The following is a 1,190-nucleotide window of genomic DNA, read 5'->3' on the forward strand; positions in this document are numbered from 1 at the left end:
TATGAATTAGTCGAAGATCTTAGCAACAACACCAGCACCTACTGTACGGCCACCTTCACGGATCGCGAAACGTAGACCTTCGTCCATTGCGATTGGTGCGATTAGCTCTACAGTCATCTGTACGTTGTCGCCTGGCATTACCATTTCTACGCCGTCTGGTAGCTGGATGTCACCAGTTACGTCAGTTGTACGGAAGTAGAATTGTGGACGGTAGCCTTTGAAGAATGGAGTGTGACGACCACCTTCATCTTTAGACAGTACGTATACTTCTGATTCGAACTTAGTGTGTGGAGTGATTGAACCAGGCTTAGCTAGTACTTGACCACGTTCAACTTCGTCACGCTTAGTACCACGTAGAAGTGCACCAACGTTCTCACCTGCACGGCCTTCGTCTAGAAGCTTACGGAACATCTCAACACCAGTACATGTAGTTGTAGTAGTGTCTTTGATACCTACGATAGCAACTTCGTCACCTACAGTTAGGATACCACGCTCGATACGGCCAGTTACTACTGTACCACGACCTTGGATTGAGAATACGTCTTCGATAGGCATTAGGAATGGCTGATCTACCGCACGCTCTGGCTCAGGGATGTAAGTATCTAGAGCTTCTGCTAGTTCAACGATTTTCGCTTCCCACTGCTCTTCGCCGTTTAGTGCGCCTAGTGCAGAACCTTGGATAACTGGTAGGTCATCACCTGGGAAATCGTATTCAGATAGAAGTTCACGAACTTCCATTTCTACTAGTTCTAGTAGCTCTTCATCGTCAACCATGTCACATTTGTTCATGAATACGATGATGTATGGGATACCAACCTGACGGCCTAGTAGGATGTGCTCACGAGTTTGTGGCATTGGGCCATCTGTCGCAGCAACAACTAGGATACCACCGTCCATCTGTGCAGCACCAGTGATCATGTTTTTAACATAGTCAGCGTGTCCTGGACAGTCAACGTGTGCGTAGTGGCGTGATGGAGTGTCGTACTCAACGTGAGAAGTTGCGATTGTGATACCGCGCTCACGCTCTTCTGGAGCGTTATCGATAGATGCGAAGTCTTTAGCTACACCGCCGTAAACTTTAGCAAGAGTAGTACAGATAGCTGCAGTTAGAGTTGTTTTACCGTGGTCAACGTGGCCGATAGTACCAACGTTAACGTGCGGTTTCGTACGTTCAAATTTTTCTTTAGACA

The 1,190-nt window shown here is 47.2% G+C and carries 1 protein-coding gene; it reads right to left on the reverse strand.

Annotated elements, in window-relative coordinates; translation table 11 throughout:
- Positions 1-6 precede the first annotated feature (6 nt).
- The coding region (gene tuf, locus R8O11_RS24985) for an elongation factor Tu (protein WP_017822038.1) at positions 7-1,190 on the reverse strand (1,184 nt) is incomplete at its 5' end.

Source organism: Vibrio sp. 1288, from assembly GCF_033344475.1.